Origin of the sequence: Halopenitus sp. POP-27 (assembly GCF_029889855.1) — an archaeon.
GTDB lineage: Archaea > Halobacteriota > Halobacteria > Halobacteriales > Haloferacaceae > Halopenitus > Halopenitus malekzadehii.
Window position 1 is genome coordinate 76,484 of the sequence record NZ_JARANU010000005.1, and the last position, 24,032, is coordinate 100,515.

The following is a 24,032-nucleotide window of genomic DNA, read 5'->3' on the forward strand; positions in this document are numbered from 1 at the left end:
CCGTCACAGTGGGGATCGAACGGTGGCAACCGATCCCGCGCTACTGTGCGGCTCCCGGACTCTCCGTCTGGGACTCCGTGCCGGGATCGGTCGTTCCGGATTCGGTTCCGGATTCCGGTTCGTCCGTGGTTGCCGTTTCCGACTCCGTTTCGGTCGTTCCCGACTCCGTCTCGGTTCCGGGCGGCGTCGCGGTGTCAGTCGTTTCGGTCGTTTCGGCTCCCGATTCGTCCCCGTATCGGACGGTCGTCCCGCTGGCGACTGGGCGGATGACGTATCGGGTTCCCTGTCCGGTCCGGTTCGGGGCGAAGTCGGCGATGAACGTCGTCGTGACCGATTCCCGGACCTCGAAGGACTGCTTGAACTGGAGCGGTGCGTTCCCGGGCGTCCGGACGTCCGCCTCCTCGCCGGTGGTCAAGACGCCGGTCGTCCCGGCGACGTCGAGCTGGAGGAACTGGTAACTGCCGACTTCGACCTCGGTCTCGTCGATGAGCTCCGTGCTTCCGTCCTGCAGCTGGACGAGGTCCGCCTCCTGCGGCTCCTCGAACTCGATGTAGTACCGGCCGGTTCCGCCGTCGGCGTCGTCGGCGTCGGTACCGTCGTCACCGTCCTCCTCCTCGTCATTCTCGTCGCCGTCCGGGGTGGCCGTCGCAGCCTCGGTTCCCGCCGGCGTCGCCGTGTCGGTCGTAGTCGCCGTGTCGGTCTCAGTTGCCGTATCGGTCGCGGTCGCCGTGTCGGTCGTAGTTGCCGTGTCAGTCGTAGTTGCCGTGTCGGTCTCAGTCGCCGTATCGGTCTCAGTCGCCTCGGCGGTTCCGTCCTCCGTCGCTTCTTGATCGGGCGTCTGGGTGCCGTCGGCGTCGTCCGAATCGTCCCCGGATTCGGCGGGCTTGATCCAGATCCCGTCGATCGTCACGACGAGCGACTCGAAGTCGCCGATGTCGTTCGGCTGATCGGTGATGCTCGTCGAGAGCGTTCCGTAGCGCGTGCCGTCGGTCGATCCGTCGTCCGTGTCGTCGGTTCCGGATCCATCCTCGGACCCATCCGACCCATCGGTTCCGCCAGATCCGCCGTTTCCGCCGGTACAACCGGCAAACGCGCCGGTGGTTGCTGCAGCTGTGAGCCCCTGTATATATGTGCGCCTCTGCATCATCTCGGACGAGACGAGTGAACCGTAAAGGCGTGCCGGAGCCCGATTCCGAACGCGTGGGAGTGCCACGCGCACAGCCGTCGGGCGACGATCCCGTCGACCCGTGGATTTATCGATCGAGCTCGCCGACCGATCGACGATGGACGCCGAACGGCTCATCGAGGCGGCTCGAAACGCGCTGGAGAACGCCCACGTCCCGTACTCGGGGTACACCGTTGGCGCGGCGCTTCAAACCGCGGATGGAACGGTCTACACGGGCTGTAACATCGAGAACGCGAACTACTCGAACAGCCTCCACGCCGAGGAGGTCGCGATCGCGGAGGCCGTCAAGAACGGCCACGAGGCGTTCGACCGGATCGCGGTCACATCCGGTGTGAAGGACGGCGTCACGCCCTGCGGGATGTGCCGGCAGACGCTGGCGGAGTTCTGCGACGACGACCTCGCGATCGTCTGTGACGAGGGCGCGGACGGGATGACGACCTACACGCTCGGGGAGCTGCTGCCGAACACGATCTCGGCGGACACGCTCTCGGCGGCCGAGCGTCGCTAGTCCTCGGTGGCGAATCGTTCGACGTCGTCGGTGGCGCATAACCGGACGTCGTCAGGTGCGCGTTGCTCCCCGCCGCCAGTCACCGGTTCCGGCTCACGGGGAAAGCGATCCGGTCGGGATGCTCGTTGAACCGGTCCAGGATCCGTTCGTACAGCTCGTTTTTCACCCGCTGGCCGCGGCGGGGATGTGCCAGGTATCGGAGCCGCAGCTCGACCCAGCTCTCGCGCTGGGTGACGTTCACCGACGGGCCGTCAGCGACCTCCAGCTCCACCGGCGTCTCCGCGAGCGCCTCACGGTAGGTGGCGACGTGGCGGGCCATCTCCTCGCCGAGGTAGTCCGTGGCCTCCTCGCGCATCAGCTCGCGGGCGAACGCGAGGTCGGTCTCGAAGGCCACCTGGACCGGGATCTCGTTCCAGACCGACGGGGACCCGCCCCCACCGAAGTTGACGACCTCCGAGGAGAGTACGAGGCTGTTCGGGACGGTGATCACGCGTCCCGACGGTTGGTTGGTCGTGACGAGTTCGCCGTTGATCTCCCAGATCGTCGTGACCAGGAAGTCGACGGCGATGACGTCGCCCTTCGCGTCGCCGATCCGGACCCGATCGCCGACGCCGTAGGGTCGTTTGAGGAGGATATAGCCCCACGCGATCAACGACAACAGCGGCTGCTGGAGCGCGAACGTGATCGCGAACCCGACGACGCCGAGCGAGAGGAGCAGGCCGAGCCACTGCTGGGTCAGGGCCGCGAGGGCGGTGACGGTCGCGGCGAGCCCGAACGCGAGCCGCAGGACGTTCCGCGCGTCGTGGGCGCGCCGCTTGCTCGCGTGGCGCGTGAGGGCGGCGAGCGTGAGGACGTAGAGCCCGTACGCGACGAGCAGGATCGCCGCGAGGAGCAGCCCCTTGCTCGCGGTCGGGACCAGGGGAATTCCGAGGGGCGTCGGAAGCGTCGCGATCGGGCTCGTCGGGGACGGATCCGCGGCGGAAAGCAGGCCGGCGCCGGCCCCAGAAACGATCCCGGCGAGCACGGATCCGATGGCGACGCGTCGGTTCACTCCCCGATCGATCGGGCCCATCAAGTAAACGGTTGTGCCCGCCGGGTCTTTCTCCCTCCCACGAGGTGGGAGGGCGTCACTCGGTGACGGCGTCGTAGGCGTCGGCCATCACGTCGAGCGCGTCGCGGATGGTCGCCTCGTCGGTCGCGTACGAGAGTCGGGCGTGGCCGGCGCCGCCGTCGCCGAAGGCGTCCCCGGGGACGATGATGAGCCCGCGCTGGATGCATTCGTCGACGAAGCCCTCGGGCACCGCCGGCATCGCGTAGAAGGCCCCGCGCGGCGTTGGACACTCGATGCCGATCTCCGCGAGCCCATCGAGCAGGACGTCACGCCGACGTTCGAACGTGGCCGTCATCTCGTCGACGACCGACTGGTCGCCGGTGAGTGCGGCCTCCGCGGCGAACTGTGAGGGCGCCGACGCGCACGCCTGTGCGTACTGGTGGACGCGCAACATTCGGTCGATCCGCTCGCTCGTCGCGGTGACCCACCCGAGCCGCCAGCCCGTCATCGAGTAGAGCTTCGAGACCGAGTGGACGACCACCAGGTTCCCGCCCGTGTCGAACTCCATCGGCGAGTGGTGGTCGCCGTCGAAGACGGTGTACTCGTAGACCTCGTCGGAGATGCACAGCACGTCGTGTTCGCGCGCGATGCGGGCGAACTCCGCGACGTCTTCGCGGGGCGCGACCGCGCCGGTCGGGTTCGCCGGCGAGTTGATCACGAAGGCGGCGGTGTCCTCGGTGATCGCGTCCTCGACGGCCGCCGGATCGAGCGTGAGGTCGTCCCGCAGCTCGACGGGAACCGGGTCCGCGCCCGCGAGCTTCGTCAGCGCCGCGTAGGAGACGAACCCGGGGTCGGGAACGATGACCTCGTCGCCCGCATCGACGTGGGCCTCCATCGCGAGGTGGAGTCCCTCGCTGCCGCCGGCGGTCGCGATCACGTCGTCGACGTCGACCGAGACGCCCTGATCGCGTTCGTGTTTGGCGACGATCGCCTCCCGGAGCGACTCCAGGCCGCGGTTCGGCGTGTAACTATCCGCACGTCCGGCCCGGATCGCCTCGACGGCGGCCTCGCGTGCGTGGTTCGGGGTCGGGAAATCGGGCTGACCGATCCCCATATCGATCGCGTCCTCGTCGGCCGCCTCGAAGACGTCGCGAATGCCGCTCGGTGGGATCCGCTCGATCCGGTCGGAGAACGTCGCTGGTGCCATATCTAACGCAGCGATCCGGTCGCGAATAATTCTTGTTACCTGTGGTCCGTCGGACCGAGCTGGCTCGCGTCCGGCACGCGCTACAGGGACTTCCGGACCTGCTCGCCGCTCACGATCTCGGGGACGATGACGTCGTCGGCTCCGGCTCGTCGGGCCAGCGCCTCGTCGGTCGCATCGCCCGCTCGAACGACCAGTTCGGTCGTCGGGGACAGCTCGTCAGCCTCGATGGCGATCTGTACGTTCTCCTTCGAATCGTCGATCGCGCCGACCACGGTTGCTGCGCGTTCGACGCCGGCCCGCGTGAGCGTCTCGGCGCGTCTGGCGTCGTCGTTGACTGCCAGCAGCTCGTCGTCGAGGGCGCGTTGGTACTGTGCGTCGTCGTGTTCGACGACGACCACGTCCCGATCGTCCGCACGGAGTCCGGCGGCGATCGTCCGGCCGAACGTGCCGTATCCGCAGACGATGACGTGGTCGTCGAGCGCGTCGATGTGTCGATCGTGGTTCATACGTTCGAGTTCCGTCCGTATTCGACCGCCGAACGTCGCCGAAACCGCCGTTTCGCCGATCCAGATCCCAGTCACGACGAGCCCGGAGAGGACCGCGACCGCGTAGGCTTTGACGACCCGTGCCGGCCCGTCGTGCGCCTGAAAGTGCAGTTCGATGCTCGTCGGGTCGAGCAGCCAGAACGCGGCGTCGACCAGGCCGACGCCATCCAGCCGACTGAACCCCACGATTCCGGCCGCCACGACGACCGCGAACGCCGCGATCGGCCGCAGCGTGCGACGCAACAGCGGGCGTTTCGCGATCGTCCGGACGACGACGTGTGGCTGATGTCGTCTTCCCATTCACTCACCAAGAGAAATACAACGCTTGTATCTCATATCCCATATATGATGTTCGTCCATTGGTTGAATCCCGGTTTTTGATCCCGTATCGGGTTTTATATCACTTGTCCTTAAACATATAATAGAATATCAACTCGACGTCCGAACACGTGTCGGTGATGCAGCCCGACGTTCGAACACGGCGGCAACCGAACCCACGAACGTAATCGAACCAACGAACATGATCGAAGCCACGACGACGGTCGAACCCACGACGACGGTCGAACCCACGACGAGGAGCGTGGGCGAACTCTAGACCCCCCAGATCGTGACGATCCCGAGCGTCGTCACGACGGTGAGGATCGCCTGCAAGGGCGCACCAACGCGGAGGAAGTCGGTGAACCGGTAGCCGCCCGGGCCGTAGACCATCAGGTTCGTCTGGTAGCCGATGGGCGTCATCAGCGCCGTCGAGGCCGCGAACGTGACCGCGAGCACGAACGAGAAGGGCTCGGCGCCGATCGCCTCGGCCGTATCGACCGCAACGGGGATCATCAACACGACGCTTGCGTTGTTGCTGATCACGTTGGTGATGAGCGCAGTGAAGAGGTAGAACGCGCCCAGGATGACGACGGGTGCGAGGTCACTCGCGCCCACGACGACGAGGCTCGCGAGCCACTCGGCGCCGCCGGTGCGTTCCATCGCGACGCCCAGGGGAATGAGTCCGGCCAGCAGGACGATGACGCTCCAGTCGACCGCCTCGTAGATCTCGCCGGGCTTCACGCAGCCGGTCGCCACCATCGCGACCACGCCCCCGAGCGCACACACCATGATCGGAAGGACGTCGAGGGCCGCGAGCGCGACCACACCGAGGATGATTCCCACTGCGACCGGGATCCGCTCCGTTCGGAAGTCGGGGCGCGTCAGCTCGCGCGCGAGCACGAAATTCCGGTCAGCGCCGAACCGGCGTATCGTGTCCTCGGTCGCCTGGATGAGCAGGGTGTCGCCGCCGCGCAGCCGCCGTTCGTCCATCCGGGCGTGAATGACCTCCCCGCCCCGACGGATGGCCAGGACGGTCGCGTCGTACCGGTTCCGGAAGTTCAGCGTCTCGAGCGTCTCGCCGACCAGCGACGCTCCCGGCGCGACGACGACCTCGACGAGGCTCTGGTCGGTCTCCGGTTCGATCGCCTCCGCTTCGGCGGTCAGCACCTCCTCGGTCACCTCGGCGTCGGGCGCCAGGTCGAGTCCCTCGGCGTCCAGCAGCTCGAGCAGGCTCTCGCGATCGGTTCGGAGCACGAAGACGTCGTCGGGGCGAACCTCCTTGCGCGCGAGCGGCTCGGTGAAGACCTGATCGCCGCGAACGAGTTGGACGATGTCGACGTCGAGATCCGTCTCCTGGAGGACCTGATCGATCGTCTTTCCGACGAGCGGGGATTCCGGCCGAACGACGACCTCGGTCAGATACTCGGCCATATCGAACTCCGCGATCAGCTCGTCGTCGACGGCCACACGCTCGGGCAGCAGGTAGCGGCCGATCGTCGCCAGATAGACGGCGCCCGTGATCAACACGAGGACGCCGAGGGAGGTGAACTCGAACATCGAGAACGGATGGTCGATGAGGCGGGCGGAGACGTCGGAGGCGAGGATGTTCGTCGACGTCCCAATGAGCGTCAGGGTCCCGCCGAGCATCGCGATGAAGGAGACGGGCATCAACAGCTTGGAGGGCGAGATCCCCGTCCGTTTCGCGATCGTGTTCACCATCGGGATCATGATCGCCACGACCGGGGTGTTGTTGATGAGCCCCGCCGTCCCGCCGGAGATACCGAGGACCGCAAGCAGCTGCTTGAACTGGCTGTCGCCGAACCGGTCGGCGACCGCCGCGCCCACGAGGTTAATGAGCCCCGACTGGCGGATCCCCTCGCTGAGGACGAACATCGCGAGCACCGTGAGCGTCGCCGCGCTGGAGAACCCGCTCACCCCGGTGGCCGGGTCGACGTGGGTCCACGGCTCGAGAACGATGAGCGCGACGAGGACGCCGAGCGCGGAGATGTCGATCGGAAGCGGCTCGGTCACGAACAGCACCAGCGCCGCGGCGACGATCGCGAAGACCACGAGCATCCCCGGCGTGACCTCGGGGATCGACTGTAGCGGGATGGAACGGATCGCTTCGAACGATCCTGTGGCCGTCGGCGACATCGATACCGAAGGGAGACGGCGATCGAGTAAAAACCCCGGTGGACCCGAACCGCTCCGGTTGATTCGCCCCGTCTCGCTGGACCACCGGTCCGCCACTCCTGATCCACGAATGTGGGTATGGAAAGACATTAGAACGGCCGATATCACCATACAACTGAATGAGCCTGTCCGACGCGGACGCCGAGCTCGTGCGCGAGGAGCTCGGACGCGATCCCACCCCAGCCGAGGCCGAGCTGTTCGAGAACCTCTGGAGCGAACACTGTGCGTATCGCTCCTCGCGACCGCTTCTGGGCGCCTTCGAGAGCGAGGGCGACGCGGTCGTGATCGGTCCGGGCGACGACGCCGCCGTGCTCGCGCTGCCGACGCCCGACGCCGCGGAGACGCCCGCGGGCGAGCGCGACGGCGACGACTACGGCGACACCTACGTCACCTTCGGCGTCGAGAGCCACAACCACCCCTCCTACGTCGACCCCTTCGACGGGGCGGCCACCGGCGTCGGCGGCATCGTCCGCGACACGATGAGCATGGGCGCGTACCCGATCGCCCTGCTCGACTCGCTGTACTTCGGGTCCTTCGACCGGGACCACGCGAAATACCTCTTCGAGGGCGTCGTCGAGGGGATCTCCCACTACGGCAACTGCATCGGCGTCCCGACGGTCGGGGGCAGCGTCGCCTTCCACGGGGGCTACGAGGGCAACCCCCTCGTCAACGTCGCCTGCGTCGGCCTGACGAACGAGGAGCGGCTCGTGACCGCCACGGCCCAGGAGCCGGGGAACACGCTCGTCCTCGTCGGCAACGCGACCGGGCGTGACGGTCTCGGCGGCGCCTCCTTCGCCTCCGAGGACCTCGCGGAGGACGCCGAGACCGAGGACCGGCCGGCCGTGCAGGTCGGCGACCCCTACGCGGAGAAGCTGCTGATCGAGTGCAACGAGGCGCTGCTCGATGAGGATCTCGTCGTCTCCGCCCGCGACCTCGGCGCGGCCGGCCTCGGCGGCGCCTCCTCCGAGCTGGTCGCGAAGGGCGGACTCGGCGCGCGTCTCGAACTCGATCAGGTCCACCAGCGCGAACCGAACATGGCGCCGCTGGAGATTCTCCTCGCGGAATCCCAGGAGCGGATGTGCTACGAGGTCGCCCCCGAGAACGTCGAGCGCGTTCGGGAGCTGGCGGAGCGGTTCGACCTCGGGTGCTCGGTCATCGGTGAGGTGACCGAGGGGACCTACACCTGCACCTTCGAGGGCGAGACGGTCGTCGACGTCGACGCCGAGTTCCTTGCCGATGGCGCGCCGATGAACGATCTGGATGCGGTCGAGCCAGAGCGCGCGACCCGCAATCTTCCCGACGTCGACCTCGAGGCGGCCTTCGAGGCGGTCCTCGCCGCGCCCTCGACGGCGAGCAAGCGCTGGGTCTACCGCCAGTACGACCACGAGGTCGGCACGCGAACCGCGCTCACACCCGGCGACGACGCGGCGATCATGGCGATCGATGAAGCGGCCGAGGCGGACGCCCTCGACGGGACCGACGCGACCGATGCGACCGACGTGACCGACGCGACCGGGGTCGGGCTCGCGCTCTCCTCCGGCGCGAACCCGAATTGGACCGAGACAGCCCCCTTCGACGGCGCCCGGGCGGTCGCGCTCGAGAACGCGACGAACCTGGCGGCGAAGGGCGCGGTTCCGCTCGCGGCGGTCGACTGCCTCAACGGCGGCAACCCCGAGAAGCCGGACGTCTACGGCGGGTTCACCGCGATCGTCGACGGGCTGGCCGAGATGTGTGCCGCCCTCGAGACGCCGGTCGTCGGCGGCAACGTCTCGCTGTACAACGACAGCGTCGAGGGCCCGATCCCGCCGACGCCGACGCTCGCGTTGCTCGGAACGAAGCGCGGGTACGACGCGCCGCCCGCCGCGCTCGACGCGACCGTCGACGACGGCTCCGAGCTCCTCCTCGTGGGCGGCAGCGGCGACGCGCTCGGCGGCTCGGAGTATCTGGCGCAGGTCGGCGGCACCGACCGATTCCCGACGCTTCCCGAAACTGATCCCGCGAAACTGATCGACACGCTCGCGCAGGTCGCCCGTCACGAGTCGACGGTCGCCGCCCACGACGTGAGCGATGGCGGGCTGGCGGTCGCGCTCGCCGAGCTCGTCACGGATGAAGCCGGGGCCGACGTCGAACTGCCCGACCACGTCGCCGCCTTCGAGGAGACGCCCGGTCGGCTCGTGGTCCAGACGACCGACTCGGAGGCGGTCGCCGAGCTGGCCGGCGACGTCCCGGTCCACACGCTCGGATCGGTAACGGACGGCGGGCGACTCCGGCTGGCGGTCGGCGAGGACCGCGTCGAGACGACGGCCGCCGAGGTCCGCGATCTGCGGGACGTGCTCGAACGCGAGATCGCCTGAGTCGGGTCCTTTCCCGCTGATCGAGTCGGACGTTTCCGACGATCGATTCGGACGTTCCCGCCGATCGATGTGGGCCAACGATGTGCAAGCGACTGACCGACGGGGCAATATATGATGTGTGTCAACACGGGACCAGCGAAACGGTTTTAGGGGTTCCTAAAGTATGAATCAGCAACGAACCCCTTCGCGGCGTTTCACCCTCTCTGACCATGTCACACCAACGCAGCTCCGTTCGCGGGACGGCCGAACCGACCGATACGGACGGTGATGGGGCCTCGGCGTCGACCGCGAGGCCATCGTCCGGGTCGGGTGCCACGCTCGACCCCGGGACCGCGACCGACGACCGTTCGCGGACGACGTCGCGGTCCGATCCGATCGGTGGCTCCGACCCCGACGGGGTCGTCACGGCGAGCGAGACCGTGCTGGCACTCGACGGCGTCCACAAGCGGTTCGGCCCCGAATCGGCGGTCTCGGGCGTCGACCTGGCGGTTCGAGACGGGGAGCTGTTGACCCTGCTCGGCCCCTCCGGCTGCGGGAAGACGACCACGCTCCGGATGATCGCCGGCCTGGAGACGCCCAGCGAGGGGCGGATCGCGATCGGCGACGAGTGCGTCGCGGAACCGGACCAAAGCACTGCGCCGGAGGACCGCGACGTCGGGATCGTCTTCCAGAACTTCGCCTTATTCCCCCATTTGACCGTTCGGGAGAACATCGCGTTCGGCCTTTCGGACCGGTCGGACGCCGAGATCGAGGCACGCGTCGACGAGCTGCTCGATCTGGTGAATATGCCGGATCACGGGGAGAAGACGCCGGACCAGCTGTCGGGTGGCCAGAAACAGCGCGTCGCGCTGGCCCGGTCGCTGGCTCCGAAGCCGGACGTGCTTCTTCTGGATGAGCCGTTCTCGAACCTCGACGTTCGGCTCCGCGTGGAGATGCGCGAGGAGGTCCGACGGATCCTCAAGGCGGCGGGCGTCACCGCCGTCTCGGTGACCCACGACCAGGAGGAGGCGCTCTCGATCTCCGACCGGATCGCCGTGATGCACGACGGCCAGCTCGAGCAGATCGGCTCCCCCGAGTCGGTGTTCGAACAGCCCGAGTCGAAGTTCGTCGCCTCCTTCCTCGGTCGCGCGGCGTTCCTCAAGGGACACCTCCGTGAAGGCTCCGTCGAGACCGGCATCGGGCGGTTCAACGCCGCAACGCTCGAGGGGTACGACACGGTCTACGACAGCGCGCCGGTCGACGTCCTCGTCCGCCCCGATGACCTCCGAGCGTCCCCCGCGGCGGACGGCGTCGCCGACGGTACCGTCGTCTCCCGGCAGTACGTCGGTCCCTCGTTCATCTACCGGGTCGAGCTCGACTCCGGGGAGTCGGTCCACTGCCTGCACAACCACTCCGAGGAGTTCGACCTCGACGAGCAGGTGTCGGTCGACCTCGTCGCCGATCACCCGTTGGCCTGGTACCCGCGGTAGAAAACCGACCGATCCTGAAACCGGGCGGGACCGGAGTCGACGACTGATTCTTGGATGGCGTGCGCGACGGCGTCCCCGTGGGTGCTAGAGCAACAGCGCCGGGACGAGGTACGCGATCGCGAGACCGATCAGGAGAACGACGCCGCCGGTGAGCGCCTGGCTGCCGGTGAACTCCTGCATCGGTGAGGTGACGCGTGCGTCCGGGTCGGGCTCCGCGGAGTGGTCTGCCATACTCGCCGATCGGAGCGGACCCACAAAAACGGATCCGATCCGAACGCCATTTGGGCGGCACCGTCGTAGCCGTCAGCGTGCGAAACGTCACCGATCGGCTCCGGAACCCGTTCGGAATGCGGCCCGACTGCGCCGAGTACGTCCCGGGATACGGCGACGCAAACGCCGATTTCCACGTGATCGGCGATCACCCGGGCGTTCACGGCGGGCGGACGTCGGGGGTCCCGTTCACGGGCGAGACGTGGTCCGAACGGTTCTTCGGTGCGCTCGCTGACGGTGGGCTCGTCAGCACCGATGCATCCGGTGATGACGACGCCGAGACGACGCCGTGGATCGACGTCGGGAGCACGTTCCTGTCGTACCTCCACTCGTGTGTTCCGGACACGAGCGTCGCCGACCCGTCCGAGGACTCCTATGCGGAGCTCGAACCGGTCTTCGACGCCGAATTGCGGGCGATCGCCGCCCACGTCCTGTTGCCGGTCGGCGACCGAGCCACCCGTCACGTCATCGAGTCCTACACCGCCAAAACGTGGGCCGAGATCGACGCGGCCGGCGGCCTCGAGGCGGTCCACGGAACCGAACTGCTCGGCTCCGGCTGGCTGGTCGTTCCGATCCGCGATCCGCGGGACTGGGGGTCCGACCACGCGGACCGGCTCGCGGCGGGACTCCGAGAACTCCGTCGAACCGACTACCGGCGCGAGAGCGATCTCGGTCGGTTCATCGCGGGCGAGGACCCCTACTACGTGCGGTGACCGGTGGTGCACCGTCCGATCCGGAACACGCCCTCACCGCCGGTCAGGCGTCACCGTCGAGCAACAACCCGAGGTAGGACGTTCGGATCTGGTCGTCCGGGTCGAGGCCGAGCTCTCGGAGCAGGTCGCCGGCGTGATCGCGAGCGGCGTCGATCCCGTCCGCGGTCTCGATCTCCCGTTCGATCTCGACGAACTCGCCGACGTCGTCGACGCGGTCGAGCGTCAGGGTGTATCCGTCGAGCCGGTAGAACTCGCGGCGTTTCTCGACGGTCGCGGCCGGCGTGTATCCGAGCCCGTCGAGGATCGCCGCCAGCTCCTCGCCGTCGGTGACGGTCGTCTCGTGCTCCTCGCGCGTTTTCGACGCCTCGTCGACGAGGGGCCCCTTATACGTCACCTTCGTTCGCGGCGTCGTGCCGTCATCATCCGCGCGTGACCCAGCGGCTTCCGACCCGGCAAGCGGTCGTTCAACCCGGATCCGAAGCGCCTCGTCGGTCGCAGCGAAGTCGCGGTCGGGTGCGTCGTAGTACGTGTCGACCTGCCGGATCGCCTCCAATCGATCGGCGTCGGTCGACGCGAGCCGATCGCGAACGGCAGCGACATCGGCGGCCACCTTGAGCTCGACCTCGTACATACACCTCTCGACGACCGTGCCGATGAAAAGGCCGCCGTTCGCGGCGTCGACGACGGGGCCACGGTCACCCGAGGGGCAACGACCGCTGTCCGGAAGCAGTAGCTGGATACCCGGGAACTGGGCGCGTGTCGTCTGTACTCCCCGAATTCCCGAGTCATACCCGAACGAATCCGAACGGACTCGTGGGGGAGAACCGTGCTTCTTAAGGGTGCAACGGGGGATCGTTGGGGTATGAGTGACCAAGAGCAGGCCGACGCGGCCGCGGACGCCAGCGAGGCCGATAGCGAGGAGACCGAGGACGCAGCAACCGGCCTGCAGGACGGCGATTTCGTCCGTATCGCCTACACGATCCGAACCGCCGACGACGACCAGGTCATCGACACGACCGACGAGGCGGTCGCCGAAGAGGCCGAGATCGACACCGAGGAGTACGACTTCGAGCCGCGCATCATCGCGATCGGCGCCGGCCACGTCTTCGCCAGCGTCGAGGACGCGCTCATCGGCGCCGAGGCCGGCGACGAGGGGACCGTCGACGTGCCTGCGGCGGAGGCGTTCGGCGAGTACGACCCCGAGGAGGTCGAGACGGTGAAGGCCGACAAGATCGGCGAGGACGAGCGGTACCCGGGCGCACAGATCCAGATCGACGGCCAGCAGGGCCGCCTGGAGACGATCATCGGCGGCCGCGCGCGGGTCGACTTCAACCATCCGCTGGCCGGTGAGGACCTCGAGTACGAGTACGAGGTTCTCGAGGTCATCGAGGACCGCGCGGAGAAGGCCACCGGAATGCTCGGAATGTACCTCCAGGAGGAGCCCGAGGTCCGGATCGAGACGGTCACCGAGACCGAAGAGGTTCCCGCAGAGGACGACGACGAGGAGCCCGAGACCGAGGAGGTCGAAAAGGACGTCCTCTACATCGAGGCCTCCCCCGGGATGCAGATGAACCAGCAGTGGATGTTCCAGAAACAGCAGGTCGCCCAGGACCTGATGGACCGGCTGGACCTCGACCGCGTCGTCATCGAGGAGGTCATCGAGGGCGGCGGGATGGGTGGTCTCGGCGGAATGATGGGCGGTATGGGTGGCGGCGGCGCCGGCGACATCGAGGACGCCCTCGAGGACGTCGACGTCGACGCCGACGACCTGGCCGAGGAACTCGAGGACCTCGACGAGGAGTAACGCTACACGCCACCCACGCCATCCGGCCCGCCGACCGGCCCGCCGGCCGGGAACGGGCGACCGTGGGCGTTCACACGGCGAACCGATGTCTTTTGAACGGTCGCACACACAGCCACGCGTATGGACCTCGAAGACGCCCGTGAGGACGTGATCGTGGCGGCCGTCGCCGCAGTCTCGACGATCGCGGTCGCGGTGGTCGGCCGCCTGGTTCCGGTCACCGACCCCGGAACCGTGCCCACCCTCGCGCCGATCGGGGTGTATCTGCTGTACCTGTTCACCCGCAAGGGCGGCCCCTATACCGCCCTCGATACGGTTCGCAACTGGGGCCTGCTCGCGGTGGCAAGCGCGCTCGCGGCGATCGGGTACGGGATTCTCGGATGACGGGTGGACGAGCGTCGCGGATGTGGGGACCGGTGCCGATGACGGGAGACCGATGCCGATGACGGGCGGCGTGCCGCTGGCACTCGGCGGTCTCCTCCCGTCGACGCCGGCCGCCGACGTCGTGGTCATCGCGATCGCCACCGCGATCGTCTGGGTCGCAAGCGGCTGGCTCGAGGAGGCGGCCGAGGCGCTGTCGGCACAATACGGCCTGCCGGCGGTCGTCCAGGGCTCGATCGTCGTGGCGGTGGGGTCGAGCTTCCCGGAGTTCGCAAGCGTCGTGGTGACGGCCCTGGCCGGCGTCTTCGAGATGGGGGTGGGAGCGATCGTCGGGTCGGCCATCTTCAACGTGCTCGTGATCCCGGCGCTGTCGGCGCTTGCGACCGACGAGGACCTCGATACGAACCGGGCGATCGTCTACAAGGAGGCGCAGTTCTACATGATCGCCATCTCCGCGCTCGTCGTGACCTTCGCGCTCGCGGTGATCTACGTTCCGGTGCCGGAGCCGCCGGCGCTGGTCGGGGAGCTCACCCGACCGTTGGCCGCGATCCCGCTCGGACTCTACGGGCTGTATCTCTTCATCCAGTGGCAGGACGTGGGCGACCACGTCGCGGGCGAGCCCCCGACCGACATCTCGGTCGGTCGCGAGTGGGCACGGCTCGCCGGCGGCCTCCTGGGGATTCTGATCGCCGTCCAGACGCTCGTCGGGAGCGTCGAGTCGCTCTCGACGACGTTCGGCATCCCCGAGTTCCTCGCAGGTGTGACGATCGTCGCCGCCGCCACGAGCCTCCCCGACGCACTCGTGAGCATCCGGTCCGCGACGGACGAGAAAGGAATCACGAGCCTCGGGAACGTGCTCGGATCCAACACCTTCGATCTCCTCGTCGCGATCCCGATCGGCGTCCTGCTCGTCGGGAGCGTCCCGGTGAACTTCGCGGTCGCCGCCCCGCTGTTCGGCGTGTTGACGCTCGCGACGGTGGTCCTGTTCGCGTTCCTTCGAACCGGGCTCCGGCTCACCGCGACCGAGTCCGCCGCGTTGCTTGCGATCTACACGCTGTTCATCGCGTGGATGGTGGCCGAGACGATCGGCCTCACCGGGCTCATACACGTCGGCTGAAACGACGTCGGACGACGCGATGCGGCTGAAGCGGGGGAACGGATCCACCCACCCAGCGGCTGAACGACGGACACGCCCTCAGGCGATGTCGCGGCTCGTGTCGATGGTGACCGACTCCGCGAGTTTGAGCTTCACCGGCTCGTCGAGGGCGGCGCCGCCACGGAACTTCGGCACGGCGAGGCGATTGATGACCTCGTTGGCGGTGACCTCGGTGTGGAGATCGAACACGACGTCCGCGACGTGTTCCGTGAGATCGCGGTTCGACGGGATGTCCCGGCCCTTCATCGCGTGGATGACGGCGACGCTGCCCGTGTTGGTCATATGCGTCTGTAAGGTGTTGAGGAACCGTCGGTAGCGGGCGGTGTCGTGGCGTTCGAGCGGGTCGACCGCGTCGATGATGAGGTTCGCCTCCTCCGGAAGCGTCGCGATCAGGTCGTTTGCGTGGTCGAGATCCAGGGCGGTATCCCCGCCGATGTCCCGGATCGTCGGGTCGCCGACGCGCGTCGTGGACCGTTCGATCCCGTCACGAACGGCCTCCTCGGACCGGATCGTCGTGAGGTAGAGGGTGCCGCGGGCGGCCGTGAGTTCGTAGAGGAACAACTCGACCTGGCTCGCCGGCGACGCCGTCAGCGCGACGATGCTCCCGCTCGGGATGCCGCCGCCGAGTTGGCGGTCGAGAACGGAGATTCCGGTCGGGAGCCGCGCCATAGGTCGACTACGCGTTCCAGGGTTAAACCGTTTATCGCGGATACGCCCAGTTCGACGGGTCGACGTCGGTCGTCCGTCTGCCGGACGTCGTCCGGTCGTCCCGTGGACCGGGCGCCGCTCGATCACCCCGTGGATCGGGTGCCGTCCGATCAGCCCGTGGATCGGCTGAGGGCGTGCGCTCGGTCGTCGGGACCACGTCCTCACTCCGGTTCCCGATCGATCGTGGGGACGTGTCGTCACCGATCGACCATCGGAGCTCGTCCGCGATCTCCCGGTATGCGGCGCGCACGCGGGAGTCGGACACGACCGGCGGGCGAACGGCCGGAACGGCGCCGAGGACGGGTGTCGACAGGAGCGCCGAGACGTCTTCCGGCACGGTTTCGGCCCGCGTCACGACGACACCGATCGGGTCGGCGTCAAGCCGCCGCGCCATCGCGGCGGTCGTTGCCGTATCGCGAAGCGCCGGCGGGGAGAGCGTGGTCACGAGCAGGGTCCGATCGGCAACCGACAGCGGCACGGCCGCGTCCGGGCCGGCCCCGGAGGGGCAGTCGACGAGCGTCGCGGCGACCGACTCGCTACTCGACTCACGACAGCGCTCGAGATGACGGGATGCGTCCGCGTCGCCGGGATCGATCGGCGGCGGGACGACCTGAACATTGTCGTCGAGTCGGTGGCCGATCGTCGAGCTGCGGGTCGACGGCTCTCCCGGGGCCGGTTGGGACTGACGGGGAGTGTGTGGGAGGTCACCGGGAGTGCGCTGTGTCTCACCGGGAGTGTGTGTGGGGTCACGAGGGGCCCCGGCGAGCGCGTGGAGGTTCGGCATGTCCCAGTCGCCCTCGACGGCACGGATCGGTCCGGGGAGCGTCCGCGCGAGCCCGAGGGTGGTCGTCGTCTTTCCACACCCGCCTTTCCCGCCGGCAACCGCGATCATAGGGCCGGTGGCTCGGCATCGAATAAAAAGGTGGAGGAACGGGAACGCGCCACTCGGACTGGGTACGATCGGACGGTCGACGGCCTAGTCGTGACAGCAGCCGCCGGCTTCGCCGCCGAAGTCGATCGAGAGGGGCTCGGAGATCGCTTCGTTGACGGCCGCAAGCCGGTCGGTCAGTTCCTCCTGTGCGTCGAGGTACTCCGCCATCTTCGGCATCGAGTGGAGATCCTCCTGGACGCGCTGGACCTCGTTGAGTCCGGACTGGGTCGCCTGGCCGGTCTGCTGGGCGGCCATGAACTCCTGGCGGAGCCCCTCGAACTCGTCGATCTTCTCCTGGACCGCGTCGTCGTTCTCGACCGCCGTCCTGGCCGCCTCGAACCGTTCGTACTCCGGAAGCTGGGTGATCCGGTCGCCGAGCTGTCGGCCGAGGTCCTCGACGGTGATCGCTTCGGCACTCATAGGTTTGGGTTGGTGATGCGACGGTTTCAACCTGCCGGATGCGACGGATCCGGGTTTCCGACACCGGACACCGACACCGGGCGTCCGATGGCGTGCGTCCGGTACCGAATCATCGGCGCTGCGTCAGCGATGGGCGTCGACGAACGCGACGACGTCGGCGAGTTCGTCGGGGCCGACCCCGTGACCGGCTGGGTACGTCTCGGAGGTGACGTCGGCGCCCAGTTCCTCGAACCGCTCGGCCGCGCCCTGAACGCGCTCGATCGGGATGACACGATCACCGGTTCCGCCGCCGATGAAGACGGGTTTGTTCGCGATCCCGTCCGGCTCCAGGTCGGTATGGGAGTCGGGCAGATAGCCGTGCAGCCCGACGACCCACGCGAACGTCTCGGGCGACTCGAGAATCAGACTCAGGCTCGTGATCGCGCCCTGACTGAACCCCAGCAGTCCGAGGGCATCCGGATCGAGGTCGTAGGCGTCGACCGCCGCCGACACGCTCTCGGCGACCGCATCGAGGCTCCGTCTGAAGTCCTCCGGATCCGGCTGGCTCTGATGGAGGCCGCCGTCGGAGAGGTCGAGCTCGTACCACGTGTATCCGCCCTGAAGCGGGTCGGGGGCCCGGAAGCTGACCACGTGGACGTCGTCGCCGAGCTCGCCGGCGATCGGCAGGAGGTCCTGTTCGTCGGCCCCGCGTCCGTGAAGGACGAAGACCGCCGGCTTCCCGGCCGGGTCGTCATCGGGCGCGACGTGGACGTGCTCAAGCGGGATCTCGCTCATACCCCCTCATTCGCCCGCCGTCGGGATGTGCGTGTCGGCTCGGACGGCGATGTTGGTCGGTGGCGGCGAGGCTGGTTGGAGCGGGACCGGTGGAGGCGAGGCTGGTGGGACCGAGACCGGTGGCGGCGCCGGCGTGCGAGAGAACGGCACGGGATAGCGGGCCCGAACGGGCGATTTAACCGTCGTGGACGGTATCGATCGGGTATGAGCGGCGGGTCAACGGAAGGCGATCTCACGCGGACGGGGATGGCCCTCAAACACGACCGGGAGTGGGACTACGAGCTGGAGCGCGTCATCGACGCGATCGAGGAGCGGGACGCCTCGACCGTCGGACTGCAGTTCCCCGAGGGACTCAAGCGGCGCGGCCCGAAGGTCGCCGACGACCTTCGCGAGCGCGCGCCCGACGACGTTACGTTTATGCTCTCCGGGCAGCCCTGCTACGGCGCCTGCGACCTCGACACCTACCTGATGCGGCGAACCGACGTCTTCGTCCACTTCGGTCACACGCCGATGAAGGAGTCGGACAAGATCATCTACGTCCCCCTCTTCTCGAACGTCGACCCGTTCCCGATCATGGAGGAGTCACTCGGGGAACTTGCCGACACCGACGTGGACCCGAACGTCGGTCTCGTCACGACCGCCCAGCACATGAACCGGTTCGACGAGATGACCGAATGGCTCGAGGAGCGCGGCTACGAGGTCCACACGCGCCGCGGCGACGACCGACTCACCAAGGAGGGACAGGTGCTCGGCTGCAACTACGCGTCGGCCGACATCGACGCCGACCAGGTGCTGTACGTCGGCGGCGGGAAGTTCCACCCAGTGGGGCTCGCGATGGAACATCCCGACAAGAACGTCGTGATCGCCGACCCGGTCAATAACGTCGTGACGATCGCTGACCACGAAAAGTTCCTCAAACAGCGCTACGGCGCCGTTCACCGGGCGATGGATGCCGAAACGTGGGGCGTGATCTTCTGTACGAAGATCGGACAGGGCCGCTGGGAACAGGCCGAGGAGATCCTCGAGAACAACGACGACGCCTACCTCATCACGATGGACGAGGTCACCCCGGATCGGCTCCGGAACTTCGACATGGACGCGTTCGTCAACACGGGCTGTCCCCGGATCACGACCGACGACGGCCCGCAGTTCCACAAGCCGATGTTGACGCCCGGCGAGTACGAGGCCGCCGTCGGCCAGCGTCCCCTCGAGGACATCGAGTTCGACACGTTCCACGGCACTTGGTGACGTCCCTCGCCCCCTGACAAGGCTTTTCTCGCCGTGCGACCGAGGGAAGTTCTCAGCTCCGATCGTCGTCGATCGACGCCTCGTCGACCGCTGCGTCGTCGAGTACAGCTTCGTCGACGGCCATCCTGCGGGTCTCCTCCTCGACAGCCGCGACCGCTTCAGCCGGCGTTTCGACCGCTTCGAACCGATCAAGTGCATCGATCCCATCACAGTCGTGCGTTCCGAGTCCGACGATGGGGCGGTCGTAGGCGGCGGCCATTCCGATCTCCGAGAGGGTTCCGGCGCCTCCAGCCAGTGCGATCACGGCGTCGCCGTTCTGGACCACGAGCGCGTTCCGCGCGTGGCCGATCCCGGTCGCGATCGGAACCGTGACGAACCGGTTCGCGGCCGACCGGCGGTTACCGGGGAGGATCCCGATCGTTTCGGCCGGATCGTCGGCGGTCCGGGCGCCGCGACAGACGGCCGCCATCGTCCCGCCGAGGCCGCCACAGACGACGGTATGGCCCCGATCGGCCAGTTCGCGGCCGACCGCCTCGGCGATCCGTGCCTCCGAGTCGTCGATCGAACTCCCGCCGATGACGCTGACGCGCATATCCGAACCTGGCCGAAGAACGAGTTAGGCGGATCGGTTCGCCGGTTCGGCTCCCAATGGCGGCGCCGTGTCGAGGCCGTTCAAGCGTCGTTCGGGCGTCGTTTCAACGCCGGTCAGGAGTCGTCGTCGGCAGTCTCACCGTCACCGTCGTCCGTGTCGGCGCTGCCGTCATCGCCGGCGTCGTCGGCTTCGTCATCCGATTCGGCCTCGGTGATGTGTGCGTCGGTGCTGACCGCCTCGAGGTCGACGCCGACCTCCTCGGCGACCGCGTCCAGGACCGCGCGCTGTTCGGCCATCTCGGTCTCGAGCTGGCGGACCCGATCGCCGGTCTCGGTGACCGTCTCCTGGGTCTTTTCGACCTCCTCGCGCAGATCGTTGAGTCGTTGATAGGTCTGTTCCGCCTTCTCCGCGAGCGTCTGGATCTTCTTGGCCGTGCCGCCGAGTCCCATACGCTCCGATACGGCCGGAGGTATGTGTGCGTTTCCGTTCGCGGACCGACCGTGATCCTGATCCGCCTCCGTTCTCCCGATCCGGTCACGCGCCCTCCTCGATCCGGTCGTATCGATCCTGGAACCGCGAGAGACAGGACCCGCAACAGAAGTGATACAGCGTGCCGTCGATCCGCGCCGATTCCCCCTCCTCGGTGACGGAGTTGCCACACTCCACACAGTCGATCGTGAGGTCGACGTCCGGGCCGATCGTCGAATCCCACGCGTGGGATTCGAGCAGTCGCACCGAGACGTCCCTGGCTGTGTCGGGGTCGTCGAGGACGTCCGCAAGCAGGTCACCGACCGCCGCCGGATCGAGGGTGGCGGTACACACCACCTCGCCGTCGACCGTTCTGAAGGCGTGGTCGACGCGGTCGTGCTTGCGGAGGGCACCGTAGGCGTCGTCGACGACCGAGAGCGGCAGGTCGAGCCGGACGAGCACGGCCACGCCGCTCGAAAGCGTTCCGGGATCCACCCGAAGCGTGAATCCCTCGATCACGCCGATCTCCTCGAGTCGATCGACACGGTCCGAGACCGCCGGCGCCGAGAGGTCGACGCGGTCGGCGATGTCGCTGAACGGGCGTCTGGCGTCCTCGCTCAACAGCGCGAGGATCTCGCGGTCGGTGTCGTCGAGGGTTCGCATAGGACGCTTTGGCTATACAGGTTTAAACCTCGATCGACTATGGGTTTCTGGTTCGAATTGGGGTGATCGAATTCGGATCGAAAGGGAAATCGACATCAATCATCGGGCCCAAGGTATCGGTATGATGGAATACACGGTGTCAGGAATGGCCTGTGACGGATGCGAAACCGCAGTCGTCGAGGCGCTCTCGGAGGTCCCCGGCGTCGAGGACGCAACCGCGGACCACGAGGCCGGGATCGTCACGGTCTCCGGCGACCCCGAGACCGAGACGGTCGTGGCCGCGATCGACGACGCGGGCTACGAGGTCGTCGACGCCTGACGCTCACCACGGGATTCGCCCGCGAGGACGGGATCGGCGACGGGAACCGGAACGGGAAGGGGAAGGTATACGACCGGGGCGTCGCATCGACCGGTATGGACCGTGTCGCGATCATCGGCGCGTCGATGACGCAGTTCGGCGAGCGTGACGGGTGGGTGCTCGATCTCCTCTCGGAGGCGGGGACGGCCTGTCTCGCCGACGCCGGCGTCGACGCGAGCGAGCTCGACCACCTGTACGTATCGAACATGGCCAGCGGCGAGTTCGAGGGCCAAACCGGCATCCCGAACGCGCTGGCCCACGACCTGGCGGCGACGCCCGCCTACACCGCTCGGATCGACCAAACCTCCTCCTCGGGCGGCGCGGGCGTGTACGCCGCCTGGCAGTCGGTCGCCTCCGGCGCCTCCGAGCTGACGATGCTCGTCGGCGGCGAGAAGATGACCCATCGGAGCACGGCCGAGTCGACCGACGTGATCGCCTCGCTCACGCATCCGGTCGAGTACAAACACGGCGTGACGCTCCCCTCGTTCGCGGGACTGACCGCCCGCCACTACCTCGAGACCTACGACGCGCCCCGCGAGTCGCTGGGCAAAGTCGCGGTCAAGAACCACCGCAACGGCGTCGACAACCCCCACGCGCAGTTCCGCAAGGCGGTCGATCTGGAGACCGTCCTCGAGTCGCCGATCGTCGCCGACCCGCTGCGCCTGTACGACTTCTGTCCGATCACGGACGGGTCGGCCGCGCTCCTCTTCTGCCCGGAATCGGTCGCCGAGGAGTACGTCCCGGCCGACGACTACGTCACGATCGCGGGGATCGGCGGCGCCACCGACACCCACGTCGTCCACGAGCGCGCGGACCCGACCACGATGGGCGGCGTCGTCGACTCGAGCGACATCGCCTACGAAATGGCCGGGATGGGGCCCGACGACGTCGACGTCGCGGAGCTACACGACATGTTCACCATCCTGGAGTTCCTCCAGTCCGAGGACCTCGGCTTCTTCGAGAAGGGCGAGGGGTGGCGCGCCGTCGAGGAGGGCGTCACCGATCGGGACGGCGAGCTGCCGATCAACACCTCCGGCGGGTTGAAGTCCAAGGGGCACCCGCTCGGTGCCTCCGGCGTCGCCCAAGTCTACGAGATATTCTCCCAGTTGACCGGACGGGCCGGGGCACGGCAGGTCGAGGCCGACGTGGGATTGGCGTGTAACGTCGGCGGGTTCGGCAACTGCGTGACGACGACCGTGATGGAGGCGGGACGATGAGCGGGTCGCACGCCGCGGGCGACGAGGAGACCGACGACCCGGTCTTCGAGGCGGCGGAGTACGCGGACGGCACGGTGAGTTACCCGCCGCATCCGGTCGGCCCGAACGGGGCGGAGCGCGTCGGGACGGTCGACCTCCGGGAGTACGACGCGACGGTGGTCACCTGGACGAAGTCGACCGCGACGCCGCCGGGCGTGCGCGCGCCCAACACCCTCGCGATCGTGGAGTTCGATCTCGGCACGGAATACGACGGTCCGCCGGTCCGAGCGATCGGCCAGGTCGTGGAGGACACCGACGTCGCGGTCGGCGATCCGGTGACGCCGGTCTACGTCGAGGAGCTCCGTGACCCCGACGCCGGGATCCGCGAGCCCGACAGCCAGGACTGGGACGGGTTCCGGTTCGAGCCGATCGAGTAGTCGGGATCGGTGCGTCCCGGAGTCGAAGCGTCCATCACCGGTGTACACCGGGATCGGCACATCGTCGGCTGGATATACGATCGGACTGCGGGCCCGACCTCCGGTACAGTATGACGTCGTCACCCGTCAGTCCCGGTGGAGGCCCTCGTCCGTATCCTCGTCTACGCTTCCGGAACCATCCCCAGTATCACCATCGGTCTCGTCGTTCCGTTTCGTCTCGTCCGGTTTCGTCTCGTCCGGTTTCGTCCCGTCCGGTTTCGTCTCATCCCGGTCGGTCGCTTCCGAGACGTCGTCGTCATCGAGACTCCGCTTTATCGATTCGAGTTCGGCGTCGACGTCGACGCCGGGCGTGTCCGTGCCTTCGTCCTGCCCGTCGTCCGGTCCTCCGTTCTGATCGTCGTCCGAATCGGCGTCCTGTGTGGGCTCCGTGACGTCGATCGAGACCGGCTCCGCCGCGGAATCGCGCCCGGATCGATCCGGAGTCCCGGCTCGATCACTGGTCTCCGCGTCCGCCAGTCGCGCCTCGATCTCGGCGGTGAGTTCGCGTGCGTCCTCGAGTATCTCCCGGGAGGTTTCCTCTCGCGGGAGATCCGACTCCGAGAGGGCACGGTGAAGCTCGGAGAGCGACCGCGTGAGCCCGGCGGCCGCGCCGTCGCGAACGTCCGCAAGCCGATCGTCCCCGGTTCGGGATCGATCGCTGCCGCGACGCCCGGGTATCGAGCGATCGTCCGTCGGACGGAGCTTGCCGTCAGGATCCGCGAGGCGAAGCGACGCCTGGAGCAGCTCGAGCGACCGGATCGTCGTCTCAAGGAGCGCGATCAACGTCGGGATCGTGTAGCGTTCGGTGAGCCGCAACAGCTCGACCGGGTTCGGCGGACGGAACGGAGGACGTCGGTCCGACCCCGAGATCGAGCTGTCGGAACCGAACCATCGCCCCGACCCCCGACGATCGGCCTCGAGGTCCGACCGGAGCTCGGCGAGCACGTCGGTCAGCTCGGCGAGCCGGTCCTCGAGGGGTTCATCATCGGTCGGTCCGGTCTCGTCGGGGCGATCGCGGTCGGAGGGAGCCATTATCCGGGATACGT

General features: G+C 67.8%; 25 protein-coding genes and 1 pseudogene. 11 read left to right on the plus strand and 15 right to left on the minus strand.

Annotated elements, in window-relative coordinates:
• Positions 1-40 precede the first annotated feature (40 nt).
• On the minus strand, positions 41-1,144 hold the full coding sequence (locus tag OQF70_RS04720) for a DUF4382 domain-containing protein (RefSeq protein ID WP_280536157.1): 1,104 nt from the start codon (positions 1,142-1,144) through the stop codon (positions 41-43).
• 115 nt (positions 1,145-1,259) lie between these two features.
• On the opposite strand from OQF70_RS04720, the gene cdd reads away from it, so the two are divergent.
• Positions 1,260-1,694 (plus strand): cytidine deaminase, encoded by a 435-nt coding sequence (gene cdd / locus OQF70_RS04725; protein WP_343218144.1) that lies wholly within the window; start codon positions 1,260-1,262, stop codon positions 1,692-1,694.
• Positions 1,695-1,773: 79 nt separating this feature from the next.
• On the opposite strand, the gene OQF70_RS04730 is transcribed toward cdd, so the two are convergent.
• From OQF70_RS04730 to OQF70_RS04745, 4 genes are all read right to left on the minus strand, one after another.
• Positions 1,774-2,745: a mechanosensitive ion channel domain-containing protein gene (locus OQF70_RS04730; protein WP_280536159.1), complete on the minus strand. Its 972-nt coding sequence runs from the start codon at positions 2,743-2,745 to the stop codon at positions 1,774-1,776.
• A 76-nt stretch (positions 2,746-2,821) separates the two neighbouring features.
• The gene (locus OQF70_RS04735) at positions 2,822-3,952 is read right to left on the minus strand and encodes an aminotransferase class I/II-fold pyridoxal phosphate-dependent enzyme (RefSeq protein WP_280536160.1); all 1,131 of its coding nucleotides are present in this window, start codon (positions 3,950-3,952) and stop codon (positions 2,822-2,824) included.
• Positions 3,953-4,032: 80 nt separating this feature from the next.
• Entirely contained in the window at positions 4,033-4,797 is a 765-nt protein-coding gene (locus OQF70_RS04740; protein ID WP_280536161.1) for an NAD(P)-binding protein, read from the minus strand.
• 291 nt (positions 4,798-5,088) lie between these two features.
• Positions 5,089-6,912: an SLC13 family permease gene (locus OQF70_RS04745; protein WP_280536263.1), complete on the minus strand. Its 1,824-nt coding sequence runs from the start codon at positions 6,910-6,912 to the stop codon at positions 5,089-5,091.
• Between the two features lie 215 nt (positions 6,913-7,127).
• Between OQF70_RS04745 and purL the strand changes: the two genes are divergently transcribed.
• Entirely contained in the window at positions 7,128-9,362 is a 2,235-nt protein-coding gene (gene purL, locus OQF70_RS04750; protein ID WP_280536162.1) for a phosphoribosylformylglycinamidine synthase subunit PurL, read from the plus strand.
• Between the two features lie 209 nt (positions 9,363-9,571).
• A complete protein-coding gene (locus OQF70_RS04755) occupies positions 9,572-10,831 on the plus strand; it encodes an ABC transporter ATP-binding protein (protein WP_280536163.1) in 1,260 nt (419 codons plus the stop codon).
• Between the two features lie 84 nt (positions 10,832-10,915).
• Here the strand turns inward: OQF70_RS04755 and OQF70_RS04760 are convergent, their stop codons facing one another.
• Complete coding sequence (locus tag OQF70_RS04760) at positions 10,916-11,062, minus strand: hypothetical protein (protein WP_280536164.1); 147 nt, start codon at positions 11,060-11,062, stop codon at positions 10,916-10,918.
• 77 nt (positions 11,063-11,139) lie between these two features.
• On the opposite strand from OQF70_RS04760, the gene OQF70_RS04765 reads away from it, so the two are divergent.
• Complete coding sequence (locus OQF70_RS04765; RefSeq protein WP_280536166.1) at positions 11,140-11,814, plus strand: uracil-DNA glycosylase family protein; 675 nt, start codon at positions 11,140-11,142, stop codon at positions 11,812-11,814.
• Positions 11,815-11,857: 43 nt separating this feature from the next.
• On the opposite strand, the gene cyaB is transcribed toward OQF70_RS04765, so the two are convergent.
• Positions 11,858-12,445, minus strand: a complete 588-nt coding sequence (gene cyaB, locus OQF70_RS04770; protein ID WP_280536168.1) for a class IV adenylate cyclase — start codon at positions 12,443-12,445, stop codon at positions 11,858-11,860.
• Positions 12,446-12,676: 231 nt separating this feature from the next.
• Between cyaB and OQF70_RS04775 the strand changes: the two genes are divergently transcribed.
• The 3 genes from OQF70_RS04775 to OQF70_RS04785 all read left to right on the plus strand — a co-directional run bounded on the left by OQF70_RS04775 (position 12,677) and on the right by OQF70_RS04785 (position 15,113).
• Positions 12,677-13,618 (plus strand): peptidylprolyl isomerase, encoded by a 942-nt coding sequence (locus OQF70_RS04775; RefSeq protein WP_280536169.1) that lies wholly within the window; start codon positions 12,677-12,679, stop codon positions 13,616-13,618.
• A gap of 120 nt (positions 13,619-13,738) precedes the next feature.
• Positions 13,739-13,999 (plus strand): hypothetical protein, encoded by a 261-nt coding sequence (locus tag OQF70_RS04780; RefSeq protein WP_280536170.1) that lies wholly within the window; start codon positions 13,739-13,741, stop codon positions 13,997-13,999.
• Between the two features lie 76 nt (positions 14,000-14,075).
• The gene (locus OQF70_RS04785) at positions 14,076-15,113 is read left to right on the plus strand and encodes a sodium:calcium antiporter (RefSeq protein ID WP_280536264.1); all 1,038 of its coding nucleotides are present in this window, start codon (positions 14,076-14,078) and stop codon (positions 15,111-15,113) included.
• Between the two features lie 78 nt (positions 15,114-15,191).
• On the opposite strand, the gene OQF70_RS04790 is transcribed toward OQF70_RS04785, so the two are convergent.
• From OQF70_RS04790 to OQF70_RS04805, 4 genes and pseudogenes are all read right to left on the minus strand, one after another.
• Positions 15,192-15,821, minus strand: coding sequence for a transcriptional regulator (locus OQF70_RS04790; protein ID WP_280536171.1), 630 nt, complete (start codon positions 15,819-15,821; stop codon positions 15,192-15,194).
• Between the two features lie 253 nt (positions 15,822-16,074).
• Positions 16,075-16,752, minus strand: a pseudogene (locus OQF70_RS04795) (hypothetical protein); the annotation flags it as partial.
• An 84-nt stretch (positions 16,753-16,836) separates the two neighbouring features.
• Positions 16,837-17,211 (minus strand): YlbF family regulator, encoded by a 375-nt coding sequence (locus OQF70_RS04800; RefSeq protein ID WP_280536172.1) that lies wholly within the window; start codon positions 17,209-17,211, stop codon positions 16,837-16,839.
• A 123-nt stretch (positions 17,212-17,334) separates the two neighbouring features.
• Positions 17,335-17,985, minus strand: coding sequence for a dienelactone hydrolase family protein (locus tag OQF70_RS04805; RefSeq protein ID WP_280536174.1), 651 nt, complete (start codon positions 17,983-17,985; stop codon positions 17,335-17,337).
• 204 nt (positions 17,986-18,189) lie between these two features.
• Here OQF70_RS04805 and dph2 point away from each other — a divergent pair, with 204 nt between their 5' ends.
• Positions 18,190-19,233 carry a diphthamide biosynthesis enzyme Dph2 gene (gene dph2 / locus OQF70_RS04810; RefSeq protein ID WP_280536176.1) on the plus strand — a complete coding sequence of 348 codons (1,044 nt, stop codon included), beginning with the start codon at positions 18,190-18,192 and terminating at the stop codon, positions 19,231-19,233.
• A 52-nt stretch (positions 19,234-19,285) separates the two neighbouring features.
• On the opposite strand, the gene OQF70_RS04815 is transcribed toward dph2, so the two are convergent.
• The 3 genes from OQF70_RS04815 to OQF70_RS04825 all read right to left on the minus strand — a co-directional run bounded on the left by OQF70_RS04815 (position 19,286) and on the right by OQF70_RS04825 (position 20,956).
• On the minus strand, positions 19,286-19,825 hold the full coding sequence (locus OQF70_RS04815) for a TIGR00725 family protein (protein ID WP_280536178.1): 540 nt from the start codon (positions 19,823-19,825) through the stop codon (positions 19,286-19,288).
• Between the two features lie 113 nt (positions 19,826-19,938).
• Positions 19,939-20,274, minus strand: coding sequence for a DUF5798 family protein (locus OQF70_RS04820; RefSeq protein ID WP_280536180.1), 336 nt, complete (start codon positions 20,272-20,274; stop codon positions 19,939-19,941).
• 85 nt (positions 20,275-20,359) lie between these two features.
• Positions 20,360-20,956 (minus strand): AsnC family transcriptional regulator, encoded by a 597-nt coding sequence (locus tag OQF70_RS04825; protein ID WP_280536182.1) that lies wholly within the window; start codon positions 20,954-20,956, stop codon positions 20,360-20,362.
• 124 nt (positions 20,957-21,080) lie between these two features.
• Between OQF70_RS04825 and OQF70_RS04830 the strand changes: the two genes are divergently transcribed.
• The 3 genes from OQF70_RS04830 (at position 21,081) to OQF70_RS04840 (ending at position 22,947) form a co-directional block, all read left to right on the plus strand.
• Entirely contained in the window at positions 21,081-21,275 is a 195-nt protein-coding gene (locus OQF70_RS04830; protein ID WP_280536265.1) for a heavy metal-associated domain-containing protein, read from the plus strand.
• 95 nt (positions 21,276-21,370) lie between these two features.
• A complete protein-coding gene (locus OQF70_RS04835) occupies positions 21,371-22,531 on the plus strand; it encodes a thiolase family protein (protein ID WP_280536183.1) in 1,161 nt (386 codons plus the stop codon).
• Positions 22,528-22,947 carry a hypothetical protein gene (locus OQF70_RS04840; protein ID WP_280536185.1) on the plus strand — a complete coding sequence of 140 codons (420 nt, stop codon included), beginning with the start codon at positions 22,528-22,530 and terminating at the stop codon, positions 22,945-22,947. Before OQF70_RS04835 ends, OQF70_RS04840 begins: the two co-directional genes overlap by 4 nt.
• Before the next feature lie 126 nt (positions 22,948-23,073).
• Here the strand turns inward: OQF70_RS04840 and OQF70_RS04845 are convergent, their stop codons facing one another.
• Positions 23,074-24,018, minus strand: coding sequence for a hypothetical protein (locus OQF70_RS04845; protein WP_280536187.1), 945 nt, complete (start codon positions 24,016-24,018; stop codon positions 23,074-23,076).
• Positions 24,019-24,032 lie beyond the last annotated feature (14 nt).